Genomic DNA, 23008 nt, shown 5'->3' on the forward strand with positions numbered 1-23008 from the left:
AGATGGAGAAAATTCTACAAGTAAAAGACCTCGAACTTTCCTTTAATACTTTTGGCGGGGAAGTAAAAGCTATACGAGGTGTCAATTTTGATTTATATAAAGGTGAGACACTGGCAATTGTTGGAGAATCGGGTTCAGGTAAATCCGTTACGACAAAATCCATCATGCGCTTATTGCCCGAAAGCTCCGCAGAATTCAAAAGCGGGGAAATTCTGTTTGATGGAAGAGACCTGACAAAGCTGTCTGATAAAGAAATGCAGAAAATCCGCGGAAAAGACATTTCGATGATTTTCCAGGATCCAATGACATCGTTGAATCCAACGATGCCAATCGGCCGTCAAATCACAGAACCTTTGCTCAAACACCAAAAAATCAGCAAGTCTGAAGCCCGTAAAGTGGCCATCGATTTATTGCGTCTGGTGGGTATGCCGAAACCGGAATTGCGGATGAAACAATATCCTCACCAATTCTCGGGAGGCCAGCGCCAGCGCATTGTTATCGCGATTTCCCTTGCGTGCAACCCGCAGATCCTGATTGCAGATGAGCCAACAACGGCTTTGGATGTTACAATCCAGGCACAGATTTTGGAATTGATGAAAGACCTTCAGAAAAAAATCGATACTTCGATCATTTTCATCACGCATGACCTCGGGGTTGTTGCCAATGTCGCTGACCGCGTTGCGGTTATGTACGGCGGCAAGATTGTTGAAATTGGCACTGTCGATGAAATTTTCTACAACCCGCAGCACCCGTATACGTGGGGCTTGTTAAGTTCAATGCCTTCATTGGATTCGGAAGATGCGAAATTATATGCTATTCCAGGAACACCGCCGGACCTTCTTGAACCTCCTAAAGGGGATGCATTCGCTCTTCGCAGTGAATACGCAATGAAGATTGATATGGAAATGGATCCGCCGTTCTTTGAAATCAGTGACACGCATAAAGCAGCTACTTGGTTGCTTCATCCGGACGCGCCGCAGGTTGAGCCGCCGGTAAGTGTTATTGAGAGAATGAAAAAGTTCCCGGGAAGCCGTTATTATGAAGGGAGCGCAAATTGATGGCTGAGAAATTACTTGAAATCAAAAATTTAAAGCAGCATTTCAATGTCGGCAAAGCGAATGAAGTAAAAGCTGTCGACGGTATCTCTTTTGACATTTACAAAGGAGAAACATTGGGCCTTGTAGGAGAGTCGGGATGTGGTAAATCCACTACCGGCCGTTCTATCATCCGTTTATATGACGCCACTGACGGTGAAGTGTTATATGAAGGTGAAAGTGTTCATGGCAAAAAATCGAAACCCGAACTGAAAAAATTCAACCGCAAAATGCAGATGATTTTTCAGGATCCCTATGCTTCATTGAACCAACGAATGAAAGTCATGGACATCATTGCGGAAGGAATTGATATTCACGGGCTTGCGAAAAATGCCAAAGAACGTGAGAAAATGGTATTCGACCTGCTGGAAACAGTCGGCTTGAACAAAGAACACGCCAACCGCTACCCGCATGAATTTTCAGGCGGTCAGCGCCAGCGTTTGGGGATTGCCCGTGCACTTGCTGTAGACCCGGATTTCATCATTGCCGATGAACCGATTTCCGCATTGGATGTTTCCATCCAGGCACAGGTAGTCAACTTGCTTAAAGAACTGCAGGAAGAAAAAGGACTGACTTATTTATTCATCGCTCATGACCTTTCGATGGTTAAATATATTTCAGATCGTATCGCGGTTATGTATTTCGGGAAAATGGTGGAACTTGCGCCTTCTGAAGCTCTTTACAATAACCCGATGCATCCATATACACAATCACTGCTTTCGGCAATTCCGCTTCCGGATCCGAATTACGAGCGCAACCGCGTGCGTAAATCATATGATCCAACTTCGCATAACTATGCGGAAGGGGAAGATGTCCGCATGAGAGAAGTTACACCGGGACATTTCGTGGATTGTTCAGAACGTGAATATGAAGCGTTGAAAGCCGGCTCTTTAAAGGTTTAAAAATAATAGCAATGCCACTTTGTGGTATTGCTATTTTTTTGTTTCAATTTGTCAAAATGATGATAAAATGGAATAAGAAACATAACTGAGAGGATGTATGGATGAAGATGAAGAAACTTAAATTAGCAGCGGCAACTGCTTTATTTTTCAGTGGAATGGCAGCAATTCCGGCGATGGCGGCAGAAGACAAAGTAGAGGATTTTACTACACGTACATATAATGCGGTTGAAATAGATTCAGAGGTTCTGGCGAGCTCTACCTTATTCAGATATGACTCAGGCTTAACATTCGAATACCCCGATGCTGTTCGCGGCATTTTCGTCACGGGACATTCAGCTGGCGGAGCCCGTTTCGATAGCCTGATCGACCTGCTCGGTACGACAGATTTGAATGCTATGGTAATTGACGTGAAAGAAGATTTCGGTTACCTGACATATGTCCCGGAAGAAGGTTCAACGTTGGCTGAATACGAAATCGGTCAACCCTATATTAAAGATCCACGAGCAATGCTTGAAAGGCTGGAACAGGAAGAAATCTATCCGATTGCGCGCGTAGTGGTCTTCAAAGACTCTGCACTGGCAGAACGGAAGCCGGAATGGTCATTCATGGAAGGCAATGCAGTATGGAAGAATCGTCGCGGTGAATCCTTCGTTAACCCGTACATGAAAGAAGTATGGGACTATAACGTGGAAATTGCGATTGAAGCTGCAAAGCTTGGCTTTAAAGAGATACAATTCGACTATGTCCGCTTCCCGGAAGGGTTTGAAAATCGGGCAGATACTTTGGAGTATTCCAAAGGTGAGTATGGGGGCGATGAATACGATGGCGTGCAGAGCCGGGTTGCCGCAGTCACAGATTTTGTTGCGTACGCACGCGAGCAGCTGAAGCCGTATGACGTTGAAGTTTCGGTCGATATATTTGGATATTCTGCTACGTTACCGGAAGCACCGGGGATCGGGCAAAACTTCTCGAAAATTTCGGAAAACGTTGATGTCATTTCATCCATGATTTATCCAAGCCACTGGACATCGTATTTCGGCATCGCAAAACCGGATTTGGAGCCTTATAATTTGGTAGCCGAATATGCAAAAGTGGAGAATGCGAAGTTGGGCGAACTTGAGGATCCACCTGTATCAAGACCGTGGCTGCAGGACTTTACAGCGTCGTATCTTGGAGCAGGCAACTACCTGAGATATGGCAAAGCGGAAGTGGAAGCGCAGATAAAGGCTTTGAACGATAACGGGATTGACGAGTATCTGTTATGGAATGCAGGCAATACCTATTCCCCGGGCGTGGATTATACACCTTTAGATTAATATGCGAGAAAGAGCCTGATGAAGATCAGGCTCTTTTTTATGAAACCTTTTCTATTCTGAATCGTACTATATAGTGTAAGAAGTATTTTCAAAAAGAAAATTCTAATTGAGAATAAAAAAAGTTTCACATTGGGTTTAAATGCTAAAAAAAACGGGTAAATTTATTATATATAACTTAAAGAAGCGCTTAAATATAGCGATTGTGTGACAAAAAATATGCATTTTCTATATTTATATGCGATTTCTATATTCATTTCAATGCAGTTATTGTATAATGAATGTACAGCTTCTAAATTGTATTCATTCTAATTTAGTTTAGATAGAAATGGAATTCCCGAATCCGAAAGGAAGTGTTCAATTATGATGGTAACGCTATTTACTTCCCCAAGCTGTACATCTTGCCGTAAAGCAAAAGCGTGGTTGGAAGAGCATGATATTCCATATACAGAACGCAATATTTTTTCAGAACCTCTTACTATTAGTGAAATCAAGGAAATCCTGCGCATGACAGAGGATGGAACGGATGAAATCATTTCTACCCGGTCTAAAATTTTCCAGAAGTTGAATGTTGATGTCGAAAGCCTTCCGCTTCAGCGACTGTATGAGTTGATCCAGGAACATCCCGGGCTGTTGCGCCGGCCGATCATCATGGATGAAAAAAGACTTCAAGTCGGTTATAACGAAGATGAGATCCGCCGGTTCCTACCTCGTAAAGTGAGAGCGTATCAGTTGCTTGAAGCTCAACGAATGGTGAACTGAAAATAAGCTAAAAGCTGTCCGGCCTTTATGTCAATTCATAAATGGATCTTTGGGCAGCTTTTCTGTATTTATTGCAGCTTATGTCTTGCATTTTGACTGGAGTTGCAATAAACTCTATACTAATTATCTTGCAGCTGCGTACAGGCATTAACTTTCTCATAATGTTCCAAACGCGATATAATGAAAGAAGCAACACCGCACGGCTTGTGAGGAAGATCCTCTTGGTCCAATTCGAAAGGAGAGGTGTAAAATGGAAATCGAACGCATTAATGATAACACAGTCAAATTTTACATTTCCTATCTCGACGTCGAAGAACGTGGGTTTAGCCGTGACGAAATATGGTTCAACAGAGATAAGAGCGAAGAGTTATTCTGGGAAATGATGGATGAAGTCAATGAAGAAGCGGACTTCGTGATGGAAGGTCCCTTATGGATTCAGGTCCAGGCTATGGACAAAGGGCTTGAAGTTACAGTCACCCGCGCACAACTGACAAAAGACGGACAAAAACTTGATATGCCCGATGATATAGAAGAACGCAGAAGAATGTTTTCAAATGAGGATGCAGCTTCTGCTGACACTGAATTTGATGAGTTCGAACCTGTATTTAACGAACCGGATAAAAAAAATCTGGAATATAGTTTTGTCTTCTCTGAAATCGAAGAATTGCTTCCGTTGTCACGCCGGTTGCAATATGTACCGCTTGAAACGGCTCTATACCATTTCGAAGGAAAGTATTTCCTTCATGTCAGTTTTGACGAAATCCTGCATTCAGATGACGATATCAAAGACCATGTGAGTGTATTCACAGAATATCTTCAAATTTCTCCTGTTACGATCCATCGTCTGGAAGAATACGGCAACGAAATTTTCAAAGAAGATGCATTATCAAATGTACTTCATTATTTTGGATAATGCTTAGTTAGATAAGTTTGGTGGTAGAAGCCTGAGTAGAAGGAAGCGATGCTTCCATCTGCACAGGCTTTTTTTTTGACTTTTGAGCGCGTTGTTCAAAAGTCTGATAATTCTGTATTGTTTAAGGGAGGGAGTATTATATAATAGAAGGAAAGGAGTGTGGTAGACATATTAACCGCAAAGAATGAAGACGGACTATTAATCTATTTGACGGGGAGCTACAGCCGCCAGGAGATACTCGCGATGCGAGGGAGCCATAAATTCACTTGTCCTGACTGTGGCCAATCCCTGCTTTTGAAAGTCGGCGATATCAAAGTTCCCCATTTCGCCCATAAATCCCATTCTGACTGTGCTTCCTCCGGGGAGGCGGAATCTTCTTTGCATTTGCAGGGGAAGATTCTGCTGCATGAATTCTTCACAAGTAAAAACTTCCCTGTGGAACTCGAAAAGTATTTGCCGGAAATACGGCAGCGTGCCGACTTGCTCGTGGGCGGGCAAACAGCCATTGAGTTCCAATGCAGCCCCATTTCAGCAAAAGATGTAGTGAGAAGGTCGGCTGCATACGCTGGAATGGGAGTGAAACCTACATGGATTTTCGGTAGCAGGGAAGAACCGGTTAACAGTATACAAGTCATTCGTCTGATGGAATTTCAGAAGGAAATGCTGATTCACCAGAAATGGACAAAATATTTGCTGCTGCTTAATCCGGAAGCCCGCCAATTCAGTTATTATTCGAATTTATTTCATATCAGCGGCAATCGCTGGGTCGGAAAGGTCAGGGGATTGGCAGCAGCGAAACAGACGTTTCCATTTGCAGCTCCGAAGAATCTTAATCGCAGAGAGTTTGAAGCGGTTTGTATAATATTTGCACAAGCAAGGTCCAGATTTATTCGTTCCCAAATGTTTGCAAAAAAAAGATACCAAAACCCTTTCTGGCTACTGTGCTATAAACTCGGTCTGGATGTGAAGAATCTTCCTGCTTCTATCGGTGTGCCGCTGCTCGGTTCCGAATGTATAGCTGAGCATGCTGTCGTCTGGCAACTGGAAGTGATTCAGGGAGTCAAAGAAGGGATGCGCATGTCAGACTTGCTGTCTTCAGGCAGGATAAAGATGAAAAAAAGGAGTAATGCAGAGGAGGCTGCAGCAGTATTGGAAGACTATGCGTGCTTCATCAATGCAATTGAAACCCCAAATGCTTCCACTGACAAGCAAACGGAGTTATTGTATGATATCTATTGCAAAAGCGTACGAAAATTGAGAAAATAAGAAGAAGTTCGACTCCCGAAAGAGTGGGACAAAGGAGGAAATGAATTTGGCGAATAAATTATTGAAACGCGATGAGGTTCCTGTTGAATTGACCTGGAAACTCGAAGATATATTTCCGACGGATGATGCGTGGGAAAGTGAATTCAAGGAAGTAGCGACTTTGTCCGAAAAAGCCGGATCGTATGAAGGGAAATTGAAAGAAGGAGCAAACGCCCTTTTGGAAGTTTTGATTTATAAAGACGAATTGTCGGAGCGCTTGAGAAGGTTGTATACATATGCCCATATGCGCTACGATCAGGACACAACCAATTCGAAGTACCAGGCAATGGACAGTCGGATCAAGGCTCTGCATGCCAAAATTTCTGCTGGTTTATCATTTTTGGTTCCAGAAATATTGGAGCTGGATGAAGAAGTTCTGAATGGTTATGTCGAAAGCCATGAAGGATTGAAAATTTACAAGCATGCCCTGGACGAATTGAATACCATGCGGCCGCATGTCCTGCCGGCTGAGCAGGAGTCACTGCTTGCCCAGTTATCGGAAGTTGTAAGCGCATCTTCCGAAACTTTTGGCATGTTGAATAATGCGGATCTGGAATTTCCTGAGATCAAAGATGAAGATGGAGAAACCGTTCAAATCACGCACGGCAATTACATCCGCTTTCTGGAAAGCAAAGACCGCCAGGTGCGGGAGGATGCTTTCAAAGCCGTTTATGCGACTTACGGGAAATTTCTCAATACCTTTGCTTCGACATTAGCCGGTACCGTAAAACAGGACAACGTCAATGCGCGCGTGCGCAAATATGATTCAGCAAGGCATGCTGCCCTGTCGGATGATCATATTCCGGAAAACGTTTATGACAATCTTGTTGAAACAGTTAACAACAACCTGCATTTACTGCATCGTTATGCGGCACTCCGCAAAGAAGTGCTGGGAATCGATAAAGTTCATATGTGGGATATGCACACGCCGCTTGTCAAAGAAGTGAAGATGGAAATTCCGTATGACAAAGCGACAGGGATCATGCTGAAAGGATTGTCCGCGCTTGGTGAGGAATACACCGGGATCGTGGAACAGGGCATTCAGAGCCGTTGGGTGGACGTTCAGGAGAACAAAGGTAAACGGAGCGGCGCATATTCTTCAGGCGCCTATGGTACAAATCCATATATCCTGATGAACTGGCAGGATAATGTCGATAACCTTTTCACACTGGCACATGAATTCGGTCACAGCGTCCACAGCTATTACACACGAGCTTCCCAGCCTTATGTATACGGGGATTATTCGATTTTCGTCGCTGAAGTGGCTTCTACTACAAACGAAGCCTTGCTGAACGAGTATATGGTGAATTCTACGGAAGATGACCAGGAACGCATCTACCTGTTGAATCACTGGCTTGACGGTTTCCGTGGTACGGTATTCCGCCAGACAATGTTTGCGGAGTTTGAACATGCAATCCATAAAATGGACCAGGAAGGCGAAGCATTGACGGCTGAACGCCTGACCGAAGTCTATTACCAGCTGAACAAAAAATACTTTGGTGAAGATGTCGCGGTGGATGAGGAGATTGGAATGGAATGGGCGAGGATCCCCCATTTCTACTATAATTACTATGTGTTCCAATACGCAACCGGCTTCAGTGCTGCGACAGCATTGAGCAAAGGTATTCTGGAGGAAGGGCAGCCGGCAGTCGATCGTTTCGTCAATGAATTCCTGAAAGCGGGCAGTTCAGACTATCCGATTGAAGTCCTGAAAAAAGCGGGCGTCGATATGACTTCCCCTGCTCCAGTTGAAGAAGCCTGCAAAGTATTCGAACAGAAATTGGCCGAACTGGAAAAATTATTGCTCAAAAAATAATTCATACACGGAAAGACTCTTAAATTAAGAGTCTTTCTTTTTATTTCGTTATTCTAATATATCTTTAGTTCATGATTACATGCTTGCTAATATGACGAATTTGTGAATTCGCTTGTGAAATATTGCATAAAAAATTATTCCGTGATAAAGTTAGGTTGTGAAATAAATCACATACAAACATACACCCCTTTGTTTGAGCGTGAACATTTCTCCCATCCCCTTTGTGTAATGAAAAAACGCCTGCCGAATGTGGCAGGCGTTTTTTCTTTTGTATAAAATAAGCACGGCGCCGGTTGGCGCCGTGCTTATTTTACTTTCCACAAGGTTTCCTCGGGAAGGCAGATGCGTTCAACTTTCTGCTGCAGCATCTGTTTTTTCATTTCGCGTTCTGCAGTTTCCTGCGAGATATTGTAAATGGATGCAATTTCCTTTGTCGCAATGGTAGTGAATTTCGTGAACAGTTCTTCGAGCGGTGGAGGGGCTTGTCTATTTAAAGTATCAATGCCCAGCATTTCCTGAAGAATGGTCAGATAGGTATCATATGAATGCAGTCCGGAAATTTTAACGCCCTCGTCTTCGATGCACTCATTGAAGAAGACGATACTGGGCACTTCCGTTATTTCCATTTCCCTCGTAATTTGCAAATCGCATTGGAATGCTTTTGCCGTATGGACGGAATGGAAATCCTTTTTGAATTCTTCCTGGTCCAGGTTGGCTTCTTCCGCGATTTCCAATAAAATTTTATAAGAAGAAACATCTTTTGTCTGCAGGAAAAGCTGCTCCTGCAGTTTGTGCAGAAATTGACTTCCTGCACGCTTGCCCTGCAATTCCGCTGCTTTGACCGCAACTGAAGCCAAAACCGGGTGGGCCAGGTTGTCGGTGGCAATTGTGGATGTTTTTTTCTGGCTGTTTAAGTTGAATAACTTCGTGCTGAGCACGACACGCATGGAAAAATAATGGCCATATTCGATCTGAAGCTTTCTCATGACGGATTGGAGTTCCCAGCATTCCGTATTGAGGGGATCCAGGAAAACATACAATTCCATGGGCTTCACCGGGTTCGGGGTATCATAAATTTGTTTTGCCAGGTCCAAGGTGCTCAAAGCATTTCCTCCTCACTGTCCGGTGCATTGACCATGTGATGAGCAGTCATTACAAGCCGCTGATAGAAGGTTTCACGGAATTTTCCACTCAAACCGATTTCATCCATTGCTTCGCTCATGCATTCCAGCCAGGCCTGCGCCCGCTCGGGTGTAATCGGAAAGGGGTTATGTCTTGCTTTAAGTCTGGGATGTCCGTGTTCTTCTGAATATATATTGGGCCCGCCGAGGTATTGGGTCATAAACTGCTTCTGTTTTCTGGCGGTCTCTGATAAGTCGTCAGGAAAAATAGGCTTAAGCTTTGGATGCATAGCGACGCGGGCATAAAATGCGTCCACTAAGAGGGACAGGCGTTCCGCACCAATTTCTTCATACGGAATAATAGGTTTTCCAGGCATCAATATGTCTCCTTTGCTGTAGCTGTAAATTCATTCTAACAACGGTAAGGAAATATCTCAAATAAAGCGAACGTTGAAATGGGATATTATGGTTGTGTAAAGTTTTTATTAGATAATTTTTTTGGTTTCTTAACGGTTTTTTGCTGAATCCATGAATCGGGCAATTTTCTTATCGGTATTGCGCACAGGGATTTCGTGCTCGTTCAGGAACGCTTGAAACCGTTGTTTCCCTTCTTCAAAATCAGTTACTTCATATTCGATTTCGAAGTCTTCTTTGCCGAGATATTCTGAATGGTCAAGTACAAGAAGACCGGATTGATAAGGGAATTCGATCCGGTGTGTAGCCAGACTGCCCAAGGGCTCAAGCAGATCAGCTTTCATCCCTAACTCCTGCAGGGCTTCCTCCACTTCCGGAGCCGGGAAGCTGCGGTTTTTCAAGATTTCTTCCGCCTGGTGCGCCTCGAGTGCATCGGTGATTTCATAGTAGCCATTTTCAGCCGGTGTTTTCAATGTACATTCAAACATTTCCCCTTTTTGGCGGATCCGAAGTGCAGAGCGCTGATTCCGCAGCCGGAAATCTGCTGTATCAAAATAATGATTGATCTGTGTATGGGCGTCTTCGGGTCTGTAGCCGAAAACGGATAATAACTTCATATACTCTTCTTGTGTCAATAAATTTTTAAATTCAATTTCAAGCTCTTTCGTCATCCCAAGCACCTCGCTTCATTTTATTATGTGATAATTTCAGTCAAACTGCAACGAATGACAGCGCTGTGTTAAAATATGACTATAATAATGAAGTTGGAAGCAAACAGCGGCTGCCTGTGTGACGAATTTGTAGAGAATCATAATCCTGGCTCGGCTGAGTGCACCGGAGCGGTATGGTACAACTGATTCATTTTGCTGATTTTATATGAGCAAATGATAAAAGAGAGCATCGAGACGGAAGCGGAGGGACCGGTTATGGGACAATGGGATCGATTTTTGGCGCCTTATAAACAGGCTGTGGATGAACTGAAAATCAAATTCAAAGGGATGCGCAGACAGTACGAAACTGATAATATCAACTCACCGATTGAATTTGTTACGGGCAGGGTTAAACCGATTGCGAGCATCTACGACAAAACACTCGAAAAAGGAATACTGTTTGAGCCCTCCGAAGAACTTGCAACGGAATTACAGGATATAGCCGGGGTCCGGATGATGTGCCAGTTTGTAGGTGATATTGAAACAGTGGTAGCGCTGCTCCGGAAACGCAAAGATCTGCGCATTGTGGAAGAAAAGGATTATATTTCACGGGAAAAGCAGAGCGGCTATCGTTCCTATCATGTGATTGTTGAATATCCTGTGCAGACCATCAGCGGTGAACAGCTCATATTGGCTGAAATACAAATTCGTACTTTGGCGATGAACTTTTGGGCCTCCATCGAACATTCACTCAATTATAAATACAAAGGCGTCTTTCCGGAGGAGATAAAAATTCGGCTGCAACGGGCAGCGGAGGCGGCATTCCAGTTGGATGAAGAAATGTCGCAGATCCGTGATGAAATCCAGGAGGCACAGGCTTATTTCACCGAATTTAAGGATGGACCAGGCACTCATTTTCCGAGAAATGAAGATGGAGGGAGAAAAGAGAGATGAAATTTTTTATAATTTCCAGAAGCGATGATTTATCGAATGATTTAATGGACAAAGCGCGTGCATACCTGGAAGACTTCGGGATGGAATGGGATGAGGAGCAGCCGGATATCGTCCTGTCAATCGGGGGCGACGGTACGATGCTGCACGCATTCCACAAATACAGCGGCCAATTGGCGTCTGTGGCTTTTGTCGGGATACATACCGGGCATCTGGGTTTTTACGCTGACTGGAAGCCGATTGAAATCGAAAAGCTGGTCCTGTCGATTGCGAAAAAGCAATACGAAGTCATTGAGTATCCATTGCTCGAAACAAGCATCCATTACCGCAATAAAGAAGAACCGGCGGTGTATTTGGCCATGAATGAATCGACCGTAAAATCACCGGATGTCACACTCGTTATGGACGTATTTCTGAATGAAAGCCATTTCGAACGGTTTCGCGGCGACGGCCTCTGCATGTCCACACCGTCGGGAAGCACAGCCTATAACAAAGCTCTTGGCGGTGCAATCATCCATCCTTCACTCGAAGCGATGCAATTGACCGAAATGGCGTCGATCAATAATCGGGTTTTCCGGACAGTCGGATCACCACTGGTCCTTCCATCCCACCATCTCTGTGCACTGCGGCCGGTGAAAGCGCCGGATTTCATGGTGACAGTCGACCATCTTCAATTGCTTCATAAAGATGTGAGGTCGATTGAATACCGGGTTGCTGAAGAAAAGGTCCGATTCGCGCGTTTCCGCCCTTTCCCGTTTTGGAGAAGAGTTCACGATTCATTTATCGACAGCGAGGAATACAGATGAAACCGTTCCAACTGAACTATATTGCCGATGCCAACGGACTGTTGCGTGAAGCCTTGCAGGCATGGGGCATCTCCAAGAGAACACTTGCTTCGGTAAAGTACGGCGGCGGTCAAATACTGGTCAACGGCAATGAAGTGACGGTCAGGCATCCACTTGTAATCGGGGATGCAGTGACCGTTGTTTTTCCGTTGGAGGAATTGGGAAAAGGCCTGCAGGCGGAAGCCGGGGAGTTGGAGATTGTGTATGAAGACGAAGCATTGCTGATTGTCGATAAACCGCCAATGCAAAACACCATCCCTTCCCGCGAACATCCATCCGGCAGTCTCGCCAATTTTGTGGCAGCCCATTTTGAACAACAGCGGATACCGGCCACTCTGCATATCGTGACACGGCTGGACCGGGATACGAGTGGACTGGTCTGCATCGCCAAAAATCGGCACATCCACCACCTCCTTTCCGTTCAGCAGCAGGAAAAGAAAATGTCGAGGCGCTATGAAGCGTTTCTCCATGGCCAACTGCAACAGGGGGAATTTACAATTACAGCGCCAATCGGGAGGAAGAATTTCAGCATCATTGAAAGAGAAGTCCGCGATGATGGCCAGTTTGCGGAAACGGAAGTCAGTTTATTGAAGGTATATTCTGAGTTCTGCCATGCCATGTTAACGTTGAATACTGGGCGTACGCACCAGATTCGGGTCCATCTTGCACATATCGGACATCCTCTTGTCGGAGATGATTTATATGGTGGAACGCGAGAAATGATCGGCCGCCAGGCACTTCACTGCCGTCGCCTTGAACTGCTCCATCCGGTATCCGGAAAAGCGCTCGCCTTCGAATCCCGGATTCGAGCTGATATGGCAGCGCTGATCAGGTGAATCGGTGGAAACGCTCTGGCTGGTAGGGTTGTTTTGACGGGATGGAAACCAATTCTTTCTCAGGAAAGCGGAATGCGGTCAAAGCCCCTCCGAATACGCAGCCGGTATCAATATTCACAGTCCGGTTTATGAGGTAGGGCGTCTCGGTGGGCGTGTGTCCATAGACCACCCAGGGGGCGCCGTGATAGGATTTCGCCCAATCCCTTCGCACTGGCCGCCCATCTGCATGGAAGTTTCCTGTAATATCTCCGTAGAGCGTAAACACAGCAATCTTGCGAGAGATGGATGCGCCGATCATGTCCTGTTTCAACCCCGCATGCGCTACGATCAAATCATCGCGCAGTACCAGGTAATAGGGCAGTTCTTCGTAAAATCGGATGTACCGCCTGCGGAATTCCTGCTGTTCTTTTTTGGGCAGGGCCTGCCACTCTGCGACTGTAATTTCCAGTCCATGCAGAAGCTGCACGGAATTGCCTTTCATGAACCGATAAAGTTTATCGCAATGGTTGCCGGGGGAATAGAACAGGACGCCCCGGTCCTGGCGGGCAAACAATAGATTCAGGACCGCCAGTGAAGCGGGCCCTCTGTCCATGGCATCGCCGACAAATGCCGGCTGCCTGCCATCAGGATGGATGTGGATGCCGTTGTCAAAACGGTAACCGAGTTTTTCGAGTAATTCCATCAGCTCATCATAACAGCCGTGGATATCACCGATTATGTCATATTTCATCGAAAGCACCTCTTTGGTAATATTGTTACTATACATACTATAAGTGTAACGTATAGACTACTAAAGCGGAGTACCGCAAATTCGAAAGGGGGGAGCCATTATGCTGGAAGAAAAAACAACATTGCGCGATGAAGAATTGAACGAAGAAATACTGCTGCAACTGATGGAGCGGGGGGAAGTCGAAGAATTCAGGGAATACTTCCTGTCGCACCATCCTTATGACCAGGCCGGGTTTTACGAAAAAGCAGAAACCGAAACCCGCCAGCGACTCTATGAATATCTCTCTCCCAAAGAAATGGCGGATATTTTCGAAGCAATCGATCTTGACGATGATGAATACGAAGATTTCTTTAAAGAGATGAATGCCATGTACGCTGCGGATCTCCTGTCCTTTATGTACCGGGATGACGCGGTTGACGTATTGAACAACCTTACAAAAGACCAGGTAGCAAGCTATCTGACCATTATGCCGAAAGAGTCGGCCAGGGAAATCAAGGATCTTCTCCATTATGAAGAGTATACAGCGGGTTCGATCATGACGACAGAATTCGTGGCGATTCCGAAAAACTCCACGGTCCGTTCCGCTATGAATATCCTCAGGAATGCCGCCCCGGATGCAGAGACCATCTATTATGTCTTTGTCATCGATGAAGAAAAACGGCTTGCAGGCATTGTTACACTGCGCGATCTGATCATTGCCGAAGAAGATACGTTGATCGAAACGATCATGAACGACCGGGTGGTCAGCGTGTCAGTTGGGGAAGATCAGGAAGAAGTGGCACGCATGATCAAAGATTACGATTTCCTTGCCATACCGGTTGTCGATTTTCAGGATCACTTACTGGGCATCATCACAGTCGATGATATCATCGATGTCCTGGATGAAGAAGCTTCGGATGATTATTCCAAACTGGCTGCTGTGTCAGACATGGACAATTTCGATAAAGGCCCTTTCAGTGCAGCCAAAAAAAGATTGCCGTGGCTGATTTTGCTGACCTTCCTCGGTATGCTTACTGCGAATTTGATGGGAATGTTCGAATCCACATTGGATCAGGTTGCGTTGCTCGCAGTTTTCATCCCATTGATTGCCGGAATGGCAGGGAACAGCGGGACCCAGGCTTTGGCAGTTGCAGTTCGCGGTATCGCGACAGGGGACATCGAAGAGCAAAGCAAGATGAAACTTCTGTACCGGGAAGCTGGAACGGGGCTGATAACAGGTCTCGTGTGTGGCTTTGTGGTTGTCGGGCTGGTTTATTTCTGGAAAGGTGAATTGCTGATCGGGATTCTGGTCGGAACGGCCGTCGCGGGCTCCATTTTTGTTTCGACACTTGCGGGATCATTCATACCATTACTGATTCATCGTCTGAAAATTGACCCAGCGGTTGCATCAGGTCCCTTTATCACGACATTGAATGATATTATTTCCATTTTAATCTATTTGGGACTGGCAACTACATTCCTGAGCAGCCTCTAGAGGAGTGCAAATTGCACTTTTCTTTTTTATGATGTAATATTAGTACCAGGTAATAATCAGATTTTCAGGAGGAATGACAATGTCGATATCAATGAAAGGCAAGACATTCGTAGTTATGGGAGTGGCCAATAAACGCAGCATCGCCTGGGGGATTGCACGGGCGTTGGACCAGTCGGGGGCAAACCTGATTTTTACATACGCAGGGGAACGTTTTGAGAAATCAGTGCGCGACCTTGTGGCAACACTCGATGGAAACCATGAAACGATTCTGCCGTGTGACGTAACAAGTGATGAAGATGTGGAAAAATGTTTTGCAGCCATCAAGGAGCAAGTCGGCAAAATCGACGGCCTGGCCCATTGCATCGCATTTGCCAAGACGGAAGAACTTGCCGGGGATTTTTCGGAGACTTCACGTGAAGGCTATTTATTGGCACAAAATATCAGTTCCTACTCATTGACGGTCATTTCAAAACACGCCAAACCCTTGATGTCGGAAGGCGGAAGCATTGTCGCTTTGACGTATATCGGCGGGGAGCGGGTAATGCCGAATTACAATGTCATGGGTGTTGCAAAAGCCGCACTTGAAATGTCGGTCCGTTATCTTGCAGCGGATCTCGGCAAATATGGCATCCGTGTCAACTCAATCTCTTCAGGGCCAATCCGGACGCTGTCTTCCAAAGGAGTCAGCGACTTCAATTCGATTCTTCGTGAAATCGAAGAGAAAGCACCGCTTCACCGCAACACGACACCGGAAGAAGTCGGTGACACAGCGGTCTTCCTGTTCAGCGACATGTCCCGCGGAATCACCGGCGAAACGATTCATGTAGACAGCGGCTACCACGTACTTTAAAAGTAGTATAAGTGAACTTAAGAACTATAGTAACCGATATTCCGCAAAACAGCTTCGCTTGCCTGGGGGCTCGCGCTGAGCTAACTCGGACTCGTTTCACTTCGCCCGAGTGGATCTCAGCACTTCGCTTGGTCCCCTGGGCGTCTTCGCTGTTTTGCTCCATATCTCAAAATGTTTTATGTTAAAAGAATTTTTCTATTTATAAATTGAACCGGAATGAAGCGTCAGACGGTGAAGGGCAAAGATGTGCTCCTGCATCGCTTCGCTGCTTCGTCGCAAAGAATTGTCCTCGCAAGCTTCGGCCAATGTCTTTCCTGCGGGAACTAGAGCGAGTCCTGAGACCCGGAGGGAGTAACGCGACTGAGGGGGCTTAGGCCGCCCCGCGGAAAGCGTCCGTCTATAGCGTAATGATTATAGAAGGTAACTTAAACTCGATAATTAAAAAATCCAGCCCTCCGAGAGGGCTGGATTTTTTATGCGTGAAGATTCTTTTCCATTGTTCGGTGCGGGATGCCTGCATCGAGGAATTCAGGAGAAGTCACAGTGTAATTCAGTTTTTCATAAAATGGGATAGCGTATGATTGGGAGTTCAACTTCAGGCTCGCCATTCCTGCGGAACGTGCATATGACTCCATCGCTTCCATCATCAGAGCACCGACGTGCTGTCCGCGAAATTCGGGCAGAACTGAAACGCGCTCGACTTTGCCGATGCCGCTTTCGATTTCACGGATGCGTCCGGCAGCGATGGGCTGTTGCAGATGGTACCCCACGAAATGAGTGGCTGTGCTGTCGTATTCGTCCATTTCAATGTGAACAGGCACATGCTGCTCGTCTACAAAAACTTTTCTCCGAATGTCAAAGGCCTGTTCTTTTTCGAGTTCGCTTTCAGCTATTTTGACTTTCTGCAATTATTGTTCATCTCCAGTCAGACGGAATGTATCGTAAACTGTCCATGAACCATCTTCAAGCTTATAAAGAAGGTGGATCCGGTCAATCGTTTCTTCATGATCGATACCCGCCATTTTCAATTGGCCGAAAATATCCGAATGTTCGGAGTCAGACAACTTTTGGGCAATCGTGATATGCGGAACGAAGGAATAATCCGGCATGCCGCCAAAGAAATCGGAATGGAGATCTTCATGCAAGGAAAGAATTTCTTCTGTCGGTTCCACTTTGAAATAAAGGGTATTGGTGACAGGTGAAAATGAACTTACGCGTGTTGCGTGAAGTTTAAAAGGCTTTTGGCGTTTCGCGATTTTCGCCATTTCTTCCACGATATCTTTTATCTCTGCGCCGTTCGCTTCGAATTCATCCTTTAATGTTATATGAGGAGTAATCAGCTCATAATGAGGATCATAACGTTTGCGGTAGGAATTGGCGATGTCCTGTAATTTTTTTGACGGAAATGCTGCAACACCATATTTCATAAATATGCCTCCTCGTAAAATATAAATCTTTTCTTATTACAGTATAACAAAAGAAAGCTTCAAATTGCGAATACGATTTAAACGCCAAAGTTTTGGATTAATGCCCGTTTCAAATCAGGCTGCCAATACGTCCAGGTATGGTCACCGTCGAATTCCTCGTAAAACATGGGGAAGGATTTTTCTTTCAGCAATTGGTGGAGCTCGCGATTGGGCTGCAAGAAATCAGCCGTCTTTCCCGATGTCAATTTCACGTCAGTTTCCCCGGACCCAATTACATGATAAACAGTGAAGGCGTTCGCCGAATTGAATTTGGAAACGGCCTCCATCATTTCCGGCCCCACTTTGGGAGACTGCAGGATCACGCGCCCAAAAATATTCGGATATTTCAACGCAGCCATCATGCTGACCGTTGCGGCGAGTGAATCTCCGATTAGCGTGCGTCCCATCCCCACCTGGTAAGTAGGATACTTTTCATCCAGGAAAGGAACAAGCTCATGTGCAAGAAATCTTAAATAGGCTGCGTGCTGTTGACCTGAAGGTTCGTACTTGTTATTTCTGTCGTCCACACTTTTATAGGGTACGCCAACAAAAATGATATTTTCAATTTCACGGTTTTCCAATAATTCGTCCACTACGCGCGGCACTCTGCCCAATTGGATATAATCTTTTCCGTCTGACGCAATGACTAAACTGTATTTGTATAAAGGTGAATAATTATAAGGCAGATAAACAAGCAATTGCATGTCTTCCTGCAATTCCTCGCTGTAGATAGTTATGTCTTCCACGTTTCCTCTGTTCATGTTGAAGCCTCCTCGGTGGGTTTTGTACAAAAATTGTATCATATTCGAACCGCAAGGTATAATGGGGGAACACGTTATGATTACAGAGAGAGGGGTTTTTGATATGGCAGGAAAGAAAGATGGAAAGTTCCAGGTGCATTCGGATGAAGTGACGAAAGCTGCGCATAATGCGTTGGAAAGGCGCGGAGTCTCGGTTGAAGCAATAGCTGAAATCGTATTCGAAATGCAGGAGCCGTTCAACGAAGGTCTGCAAATAGCACACTGCATCGAATCGGTGGAAAGTGTTTTGCAGAAAAGGGAGATGCAGCATGCTCTTCTTGTGGGAGTGGAACTCGATGAATTGGCGGAACAGGGGAAGCTGTCGCGCCCGCTGCAGCAGATTGTCGATACAGATGAAGGACTTTTCGGTGTGGATGAAATGATCGGGCTCGGAGCGGTGCTGACTTACGGAAGCATTGCCGTAACAACTTTCGGCCATCTTGATCGCAATAAAGTAGGAGTTATCCACGAACTCGATACGAAAGCCGGCAAACATGTGCATACTTTTCTGGATGATCTCGTCTCAAGCATCGCAGCATGTGCCAGCGCAAGAATTGCGCATCGTCAAAGGGATCTCGAGGAAAAAGGGCAGGGCTTCAAAGATATCAAACCGGAGGAGACCGCTCCTGAAATCCATGTGGAAGGAACCGATACCTGAGGGCAATCCCATACCTTGCATGGAAACGGTTACGAAATCGTCTTTTGATTGACACTTGAATATAAAGTCATGGTATTATTATGTAGGAAACATGTAAAAAACTTTAACAAGGGGAGGTCAAATTATGTTGAATAAGAAATTTGGTTTATTTGCGGGAGTTGCACTGGCTGGTTCAGTATTTCTTGCAGGGTGCGGTGATGATACTGCAGACACAGGAGAAAACGGGGAAAGCGGCGGCTCTGAAGACCCAGAATTCATCAGTATTTTGACGGGCGGTACGACAGGGACTTATTATCCGCTCGGCGGGGCTATGGCCAATATCATAGAAACTGAAACTGGCGTGGATACGACAGCTGAAGTTTCACAGGCGTCAGCCGCGAATATGACATCACTTGCTGACGGTACAGGGGAAATTGCATTCGTTCAGACGGATACAGCTTTCTATGCGTCAGAAGGAACAAACATGTTTGATGGAGAAGTGATCGATACAGTTTCTGCCATCGGTGCTTTGTATCCGGAAACAGTTCAATTGGTAACGACTTCTGGATCAGGCATCACTTCTTTTGATGACCTTGAAGGAAAATCGATTTCAGTTGGTGCGCCTGGATCAGGTACGTATATCAATGCCGAGCAACTGCTTGAAATCCATGGCATGACGATGGATGATATCGATGCACAGAACCTGGATTTCGGTGAATCACAGGAAAGTCTTCAATCCGGACAGATTGATGCTGCTTTCATCACAGCAGGAACGCCTACAGGCGCAGTTGAAAGCTTGGGCGCAACTTCTGATGTAGTAATTGTACCGGTTGAGCAGGACAAAGCAGATGAATTGATTGAGAAATATCCTTATTACGCTCATGATACTGTCCCATCAGGCATCTATGGCCTGACGGAAGAAGTTCCGACTGTTTCCGTATTGGCTATGCTTGTTGTACAGAACGATCTTTCAGAAGATCTGGTTTATGACATTACCAAAGCCATCTACGAAAACACGGATCAGATTCAACACGCAAAAGCTGAGTTCATCAAAGCTGAAACTGCCCTTGACGGTATTGGAATCGATATCCACCCGGGTGCACAGAAATATTTTGATGAAGTAAACTGATAAAATACTGCAAAATAACTGGCGATAAAGCGTATGCTTTATCGTCGTTATTTGTTTATGAACAACGGAGGAGAAATACCAATGCGAATAAAATTCATGCAGCGTTTTCTTCTGATCCTGATTGCCTCCATCTTAATGATCTCCGCATTTACTTTTATCCCACTTCACCGCAGTATCGTATTTATCGACAGCGGCACAGAAAGGCTTGCAGCATATTCGCTATTGACTCAGCCCTATTTTAAGATAAAATATACACATTCCATACATTTGTCCGATGTTATCGAAAGCTTTGAAGTCCTGCCTGACAATACTTTGAAAATGGTCGAGCTGGAATACGAGGATTTCAATATTGGCATGCCCTCGAATGCAGGAGAAGGGGAAATCTTTGTCGAAGAGGACGGTACGTATTTCATCAAGAACATGGATAGGCGCGTACCGGAATTTCGCATATTGATCGGCGATGTCGACGCCGGTCTTTCATTGATGAAAAATGGCAATGAATATGATTTGAAAAAGACACTCGTCAGAGGAAAAACGTATACGTTTCGTGTTCAGCGGCTGTCATTTTTCCAGCAACTAAAAGGAGTGAATATTGATGAGCAGTAAATTACCGCCGGAAGAAAGAGAAGAGAAAAAATTGCCGCCGGAAGATGATACATACATTTCAGAAGAAAAGCAAAAGGAAGTTCTCCAAAGATATGATCCGGAATCCAATACCCGCGATTTATCCGGAATGATGAAACATGTCGTATTTTACGGTTTGCTTGCGTTTGCACTATTCCAGCTGTATACAGCAATTTTCGGACAGTACACTGCTTACATCCAGCGCTCCATCCACTTGGGCTTTGCGCTGTCATTAATTTTCATCCTGTTTCCCGCACGGAAACGAAAAGGGGAACGCCATAAAGTTGCCTGGTATGATTTTATCCTTGCATTATTGTCCATCGGTGTCGGTTCCTACTGGCCGATCATGTACGAGGACCTTGTCTTCCGTATCGGAAGGGTTACAGAACTTGATCTGGCCGTTGGTATTATAGCCGTGCTGTTGACTTTGGAAGCCACAAGAAGAGCAGTCGGCATGCCAATCACAATAATAGGAGCACTGTTCCTGACATACGCATTTTTCGGGCCTTATTTCCCGGGATTCCTGCGACACAGGGGGCAGGACCTGGATTCCTTGATCCAGTTAATGTTTTTCACTACTGATGGCGTTCTCGGAACACCGATTGGGGTTTCCGCGACTTTCATCTTTACATTCCTGCTCTTCGGTTCCTTCCTTGTGAAAACCGGAGTCGGACAGTATTTCAATGACCTGGCCGTATCGCTGGCCGGCAACTTGACTGGTGGACCTGCAAAAGTGGCCATCTTCTCAAGTGCCCTGCAGGGAACCATTTCCGGAAGTTCGGTTGCAAACGTTGTAACTTCCGGTTCCTATACAATCCCGATGATGAAAAAACTGGGATACAAAAAGGAATTTGCCGGTGGCGTTGAAGCAGCTGCCTCGACAGGCGGGCAATTGATGCCGCCGATCATGGGGGCCGCGGCCTTCCTGATGGTCGAGTTTATCGGGGGCGTAACTTACTGGGAAATCGCCAAAGCGGCAGCGATTCCTGCACTTCTTTACTTCACCGGTGTTTGGATCATGACACATTTTGAAGCGAAACGGATTGGCTTGAAAGGGCTTTCTCCAGAAGAAATGCCTGACCGCAAGGAAGTTTTGAAAAAAATCTATTTGCTGACGCCTATTTTCGCAATCATCGTTTTCCTGTTGATCGGTATCCCTACGATGCAGGCTGCATTATGGGGGATTGTCCTGACGATTGTCGTAAGCTCATTCAATAAGGAAACCCGACTGAATTTCAAGGACATGATCCATGCGTTGGTTGATGGTGCCCGCACAGCGCTGGCGGTGGCAGCTGCCACCGCTGCAGCAGGTATAATCGTCGGTGTGGTTGTTAAGACCGGCTTGGGATTGAGTCTTGCAAACGGGCTGGTATCGGCTTCAGGCGGAAACGTGCTATTGACCCTGTTCTTTACGATGTTGGCTGCAATTGTTCTTGGTATGGGTTCGCCGACAACGGCAAACTATGTCATCACATCTACAATTGCCGCTCCCGCAATCATCACTTTGCTGATGCTGGAATATCCTGAAGGGGCTGCAACACCACTCGTAGTGGCATTGTCGGCGCATCTATTCGTATTCTATTTCGGCATTATTGCCGATATAACGCCGCCGGTTGCACTCGCTGCATTTGCCGCTTCCGGTATTTCTGGAGGAGAACCCATTCGTACAGGATTTGTAGCCGCGAAACTGGCCATTGCTGCGTTCATCATCCCTTACATGTTCGTACTTTCGCCTTCGCTGTTGATGATTGATACGACCTGGCCGGAACTGATATGGGTGCTGATTACCGCCATTACCGGAATGATTGCAATCGGTGCCGGCCTGATCGGCTATTGGTACCGCAAGCTTTACTGGTTTGAACGAATCATCATTTTCTTTACAGGTCTTGCACTGATCTATCCGGAAGGGTTATCGGATATAATCGGAGCAGCAGTCTTTGTGGCAATGTTTGTGATCCAATGGATTGCACGCGATAAAAAAGAACCAGAAACTACTGAAGCATAAAGTGAACCCCCCGAAAGCGCTGGTACAGAGCTTTCGGGGGGTTTTTAGGTTTGGAAATCAACATGAAAAAAGCCGTCACCCGAAGGTGACGGCTTTTTCTCAGCAGATTTTGTTCCGAAAATCTGCTGTGGGTTTGGCACCCAATGATTCCTACTGGGCTCGAACCAGCGACCTCTACCCTGTCAAGGTAGGGGGGAACTCCCCCTTCATATTCTGTGGTTTCCTCAGGTCCTAAAAACCTCAATATTTATTAAAGAAAATTCACTTTTGTGTCCCGTTGTTTCCTTGGATTATTGCTAGTGGGTGACCATTAAGTGACCGGTATTCCTTTTCACAAGTATGGATAAGAAGTAGAAATTTTAATGATGAAT

23 protein-coding genes are annotated in these 23008 nt (G+C 45.6%); 16 read left to right on the forward strand and 7 right to left on the reverse strand.

Annotation, left to right across the window (positions count from 1 at the left end; translation table 11 throughout):
* The first annotated feature begins 2 nt into the window (after nucleotides 1-2).
* The 7 genes from DIJ65_RS00485 (at nucleotide 3) to pepF (ending at nucleotide 8105) form a co-directional block, all read left to right on the forward strand.
* A complete protein-coding gene (locus DIJ65_RS00485; protein ID WP_117299729.1) occupies nucleotides 3-1058 on the forward strand; it encodes an ABC transporter ATP-binding protein in 1056 nt (351 codons plus the stop codon).
* Nucleotides 1058-1996 (forward strand): ABC transporter ATP-binding protein, encoded by a 939-nt coding sequence (locus tag DIJ65_RS00490; protein WP_117299728.1) that lies wholly within the window; start codon nucleotides 1058-1060, stop codon nucleotides 1994-1996. Before DIJ65_RS00485 ends, DIJ65_RS00490 begins: the two co-directional genes overlap by 1 nt.
* Nucleotides 1997-2103: 107 nt before the next feature.
* Entirely contained in the window at nucleotides 2104-3312 is a 1209-nt protein-coding gene (locus tag DIJ65_RS00495) for a putative glycoside hydrolase (RefSeq protein ID WP_391527589.1), read from the forward strand.
* 363 nt (nucleotides 3313-3675) lie between these two features.
* Nucleotides 3676-4071, forward strand: a complete 396-nt coding sequence (spxA, locus tag DIJ65_RS00500; RefSeq protein WP_008429739.1) for a transcriptional regulator SpxA — start codon at nucleotides 3676-3678, stop codon at nucleotides 4069-4071.
* A gap of 250 nt (nucleotides 4072-4321) precedes the next feature.
* Complete coding sequence (gene mecA / locus DIJ65_RS00505; protein ID WP_071152333.1) at nucleotides 4322-4984, forward strand: adaptor protein MecA; 663 nt, start codon at nucleotides 4322-4324, stop codon at nucleotides 4982-4984.
* A 159-nt stretch (nucleotides 4985-5143) separates the two neighbouring features.
* A complete protein-coding gene (locus tag DIJ65_RS00510) occupies nucleotides 5144-6250 on the forward strand; it encodes a competence protein CoiA (RefSeq protein WP_117299725.1) in 1107 nt (368 codons plus the stop codon).
* Nucleotides 6251-6290: 40 nt separating this feature from the next.
* On the forward strand, nucleotides 6291-8105 hold the full coding sequence (gene pepF, locus DIJ65_RS00515; protein WP_185959456.1) for an oligoendopeptidase F: 1815 nt from the start codon (nucleotides 6291-6293) through the stop codon (nucleotides 8103-8105).
* A 305-nt stretch (nucleotides 8106-8410) separates the two neighbouring features.
* On the opposite strand, the gene DIJ65_RS00520 is transcribed toward pepF, so the two are convergent.
* The 3 genes from DIJ65_RS00520 to DIJ65_RS00530 all read right to left on the reverse strand — a co-directional run bounded on the left by DIJ65_RS00520 (nucleotide 8411) and on the right by DIJ65_RS00530 (nucleotide 10311).
* Nucleotides 8411-9208, reverse strand: coding sequence for a ClpXP adapter SpxH family protein (locus tag DIJ65_RS00520; protein WP_071152331.1), 798 nt, complete (start codon nucleotides 9206-9208; stop codon nucleotides 8411-8413).
* On the reverse strand, nucleotides 9205-9603 hold the full coding sequence (locus DIJ65_RS00525) for a globin domain-containing protein (RefSeq protein WP_071152330.1): 399 nt from the start codon (nucleotides 9601-9603) through the stop codon (nucleotides 9205-9207). The genes DIJ65_RS00520 and DIJ65_RS00525 overlap by 4 nt, the downstream gene beginning before the upstream one ends.
* Before the next feature lie 129 nt (nucleotides 9604-9732).
* Nucleotides 9733-10311: a CYTH domain-containing protein gene (locus DIJ65_RS00530; RefSeq protein ID WP_117299721.1), complete on the reverse strand. Its 579-nt coding sequence runs from the start codon at nucleotides 10309-10311 to the stop codon at nucleotides 9733-9735.
* Between the two features lie 255 nt (nucleotides 10312-10566).
* Here DIJ65_RS00530 and DIJ65_RS00535 point away from each other — a divergent pair, with 255 nt between their 5' ends.
* Genes DIJ65_RS00535 through DIJ65_RS00545 form a run of 3 tightly spaced genes read left to right on the forward strand, consistent with a single transcriptional unit; the run spans nucleotide 10567 to nucleotide 12922 of the window.
* Nucleotides 10567-11244 (forward strand): GTP diphosphokinase, encoded by a 678-nt coding sequence (locus tag DIJ65_RS00535; protein ID WP_117299720.1) that lies wholly within the window; start codon nucleotides 10567-10569, stop codon nucleotides 11242-11244.
* On the forward strand, nucleotides 11241-12047 hold the full coding sequence (locus DIJ65_RS00540; RefSeq protein WP_117299718.1) for an NAD kinase: 807 nt from the start codon (nucleotides 11241-11243) through the stop codon (nucleotides 12045-12047). Before DIJ65_RS00535 ends, DIJ65_RS00540 begins: the two co-directional genes overlap by 4 nt.
* The gene (locus DIJ65_RS00545) at nucleotides 12044-12922 is read left to right on the forward strand and encodes an RluA family pseudouridine synthase (RefSeq protein WP_117299716.1); all 879 of its coding nucleotides are present in this window, start codon (nucleotides 12044-12046) and stop codon (nucleotides 12920-12922) included. Before DIJ65_RS00540 ends, DIJ65_RS00545 begins: the two co-directional genes overlap by 4 nt.
* Here the strand turns inward: DIJ65_RS00545 and prpE are convergent.
* Nucleotides 12915-13652, reverse strand: a complete 738-nt coding sequence (prpE, locus tag DIJ65_RS00550) for a bis(5'-nucleosyl)-tetraphosphatase PrpE (RefSeq protein ID WP_117299714.1) — start codon at nucleotides 13650-13652, stop codon at nucleotides 12915-12917. The two genes, DIJ65_RS00545 and prpE, sit on opposite strands and share 8 nt — an antisense overlap.
* A gap of 100 nt (nucleotides 13653-13752) precedes the next feature.
* Between prpE and mgtE the strand changes: the two genes are divergently transcribed.
* Together mgtE and fabI are read left to right on the forward strand one after the other, a co-directional pair.
* Nucleotides 13753-15126, forward strand: coding sequence for a magnesium transporter (mgtE, locus tag DIJ65_RS00555; RefSeq protein WP_117299712.1), 1374 nt, complete (start codon nucleotides 13753-13755; stop codon nucleotides 15124-15126).
* A gap of 79 nt (nucleotides 15127-15205) precedes the next feature.
* Nucleotides 15206-15976, forward strand: coding sequence for an enoyl-ACP reductase FabI (fabI, locus tag DIJ65_RS00560; protein WP_117299710.1), 771 nt, complete (start codon nucleotides 15206-15208; stop codon nucleotides 15974-15976).
* Between the two features lie 473 nt (nucleotides 15977-16449).
* Here fabI and DIJ65_RS00565 read toward each other — a convergent pair whose 3' ends face one another.
* From DIJ65_RS00565 to DIJ65_RS00575, 3 genes are all read right to left on the reverse strand, one after another.
* Complete coding sequence (locus DIJ65_RS00565) at nucleotides 16450-16884, reverse strand: GNAT family N-acetyltransferase (RefSeq protein ID WP_117299708.1); 435 nt, start codon at nucleotides 16882-16884, stop codon at nucleotides 16450-16452.
* Nucleotides 16885-17403 (reverse strand): YjcG family protein, encoded by a 519-nt coding sequence (locus DIJ65_RS00570; protein ID WP_117299707.1) that lies wholly within the window; start codon nucleotides 17401-17403, stop codon nucleotides 16885-16887.
* Between the two features lie 77 nt (nucleotides 17404-17480).
* On the reverse strand, nucleotides 17481-18203 hold the full coding sequence (locus tag DIJ65_RS00575; RefSeq protein ID WP_117299705.1) for an alpha/beta hydrolase: 723 nt from the start codon (nucleotides 18201-18203) through the stop codon (nucleotides 17481-17483).
* Nucleotides 18204-18279: 76 nt separating this feature from the next.
* Here DIJ65_RS00575 and DIJ65_RS00580 point away from each other — a divergent pair, with 76 nt between their 5' ends.
* The 4 genes from DIJ65_RS00580 (at nucleotide 18280) to DIJ65_RS00595 (ending at nucleotide 22637) form a co-directional block, all read left to right on the forward strand.
* Entirely contained in the window at nucleotides 18280-18900 is a 621-nt protein-coding gene (locus DIJ65_RS00580) for a phosphatidylglycerophosphatase A family protein (RefSeq protein WP_185959457.1), read from the forward strand.
* A 124-nt stretch (nucleotides 18901-19024) separates the two neighbouring features.
* Nucleotides 19025-20008, forward strand: a complete 984-nt coding sequence (locus DIJ65_RS00585; RefSeq protein ID WP_117299704.1) for a TAXI family TRAP transporter solute-binding subunit — start codon at nucleotides 19025-19027, stop codon at nucleotides 20006-20008.
* Between the two features lie 81 nt (nucleotides 20009-20089).
* A complete protein-coding gene (locus DIJ65_RS00590; protein ID WP_117299702.1) occupies nucleotides 20090-20614 on the forward strand; it encodes a DUF1850 domain-containing protein in 525 nt (174 codons plus the stop codon).
* Nucleotides 20604-22637 (forward strand): TRAP transporter permease, encoded by a 2034-nt coding sequence (locus DIJ65_RS00595; RefSeq protein WP_117299700.1) that lies wholly within the window; start codon nucleotides 20604-20606, stop codon nucleotides 22635-22637. The genes DIJ65_RS00590 and DIJ65_RS00595 overlap by 11 nt, the downstream gene beginning before the upstream one ends.
* Nucleotides 22638-23008: the final 371 nt, after the last annotated feature.

Source organism: Planococcus salinarum (assembly GCF_007004625.1).
In the GTDB taxonomy this organism is placed as follows: domain Bacteria; phylum Bacillota; class Bacilli; order Bacillales_A; family Planococcaceae; genus Planococcus; species Planococcus salinarum.